4 protein-coding genes are annotated in these 1576 nt (G+C 41.6%); 3 read left to right on the forward strand and 1 reads right to left on the reverse strand.

Going from position 1 to position 1576, the window contains the following annotated elements; all coding sequences use genetic code 11:
- The coding region (locus A3756_RS29300) for a transposase (RefSeq protein WP_156490573.1) at positions 1-177 on the reverse strand (177 nt) is incomplete at its 3' end.
- A 193-nt stretch (positions 178-370) separates the two neighbouring features.
- On the opposite strand from A3756_RS29300, the gene A3756_RS17935 reads away from it, so the two are divergent.
- From A3756_RS17935 to A3756_RS17945, 3 genes are all read left to right on the forward strand, one after another.
- Positions 371-919, forward strand: a complete 549-nt coding sequence (locus A3756_RS17935) for a hypothetical protein (protein WP_197470092.1) — start codon at positions 371-373, stop codon at positions 917-919.
- Between the two features lie 10 nt (positions 920-929).
- Positions 930-1139 (forward strand): hypothetical protein, encoded by a 210-nt coding sequence (locus A3756_RS17940; RefSeq protein ID WP_068508084.1) that lies wholly within the window; start codon positions 930-932, stop codon positions 1137-1139.
- 75 nt (positions 1140-1214) lie between these two features.
- On the forward strand, positions 1215-1576 hold a 362-nt coding region (locus A3756_RS17945), incomplete at its 3' end, for a hypothetical protein (RefSeq protein WP_156490574.1).

Below are 1576 nucleotides of genomic sequence, written 5' to 3' on the forward strand. Positions count from 1 at the left end.
ACTCGACAACCTACCGTTTCGTTCTTCTTTTAATTGTCGCGCCCATTTATCGACCGTGGACTTACCAAGGCCTAAGCTATCCGCGACATCTCGGACACTGCGCCCTTTATCAACAACTTCTTGTGCAACTTCGAGTCTAAATTCTGGAGAGTATGTTGGTCTTGTTCGTTTGCTCATTTTGATACCTAGTTAGTTGATGGTGATAATATCACCTCTAATTAGGTGGCCAAAATTAGTGTGCCACTACATTTACCTCTAGTTTTTCACACTAACAGGTAAGGATTCTTTCTTTGTCCTCCTGATGTCCGTTTTTAAAAAATGATATTTCTCCGATCATGCATTCTCAATTTACGACGAAGGAGAAATAACAATGACCACTCAATCCACACGATTTAAAAATAATTACCTAGCAAAAGGGCTTGCACTCGCAGCCGCATTAAGCAGCACGGCAGTCTTAGCTGACCCAGTAATCTTCGGGATGGAGTTAGGCAAAACAACCGAGGAACAAATTAAGACGCTCTACAACGTTCAACATACCGGAACGAATAAATACAGCAATGGCAGTATGTATTCAGTACCTCCTTCAAGTATTGATTTTGACGGGCTACAAGAAGTCACAACGATTTTTGATAGAAAAGGTGTATTGGTTGCGGTGTTAACTGATTTTCCAAAATCTAAGTTTAATTATCTAAAGAGTGCGATCGGAGGCAAGTATCAGAAAGTGAGCGAGAAAATCCCGTTTGTTGGGAACAAGAGCGCTACTTATCGCGATGGTGAAACGGAAATCACCCTAGATGCGCCACACATGAGTTTTACGATGTCTATGAACTACATTCGTGATGATTTTATGCGTACTTTTAATTCACAGAGCGAAGCCGAAAGACGACGAAAGCAATCAAACGAGTCATCACAGCTATAAGGAGGCAGTTATGAAAAAAGTATCAAAGTATCTTTTGTATGCCTGGTCTGCTCTGATGGTATTCGCGGGTATTAACTTTTGGCTATCAACGATGGGAATCGTTTATGGCGGAGAGTTTACCTTGCAAGCGACTTTGGTTAAGGGAATGGGAATGACGATGGTATGGCTTGCGCTGTTCGGTTTGTGGTTTAGCTTATCTGCAAGGAACGTAGCTCAATAGGTTGCAGGATAAAAGTAATAACGAGCTTTTCTTAGGGCTCGTTGTTTCGTCCAAATAGATTAATGGGATATAGAAATGAAAATAAGAGAACTGTTGGCGCAGATGCAAAAGCTAGACTTGGAGAAAGAGATATATGTATTCGATGAACCGCAGAATACGTTAGATGGTTTGCCAGCATTAAGGCCGGTTAGCAGCTGCTGCTTGATAAACGAACGAGATATAAGTCGTGAAACTTATGAAGTAGCAACAAACAAAAAGGAGTTTGCAGTACTTAAGATGTCATACGCAAAGTCAAACCCATGTATAGCAATACCTGAGATAGGGACACAAGAACTTATTGTTCGTCTAGCTGATCGTTTGGAGGGGGAGCCGCGACAGTTATTCCTTACTCAGTCCTTTGGCTTGGATAGCTCAGAGATGAGTGAAGATGCAATCTA

This window comes from Oleiphilus sp. HI0086 (genome assembly GCF_001635225.1).

Coding starts and splice junctions, on each gene's coding strand:
- A3756_RS17935 (WP_197470092.1), top strand. CDS start 371: ATGACCACTCAATCCACACGATTTAAAAATAATTACCTAGCAAAAGGG.
- A3756_RS17940 (WP_068508084.1), top strand. CDS start 930: ATGAAAAAAGTATCAAAGTATCTTTTGTATGCCTGGTCTGCTCTGATG.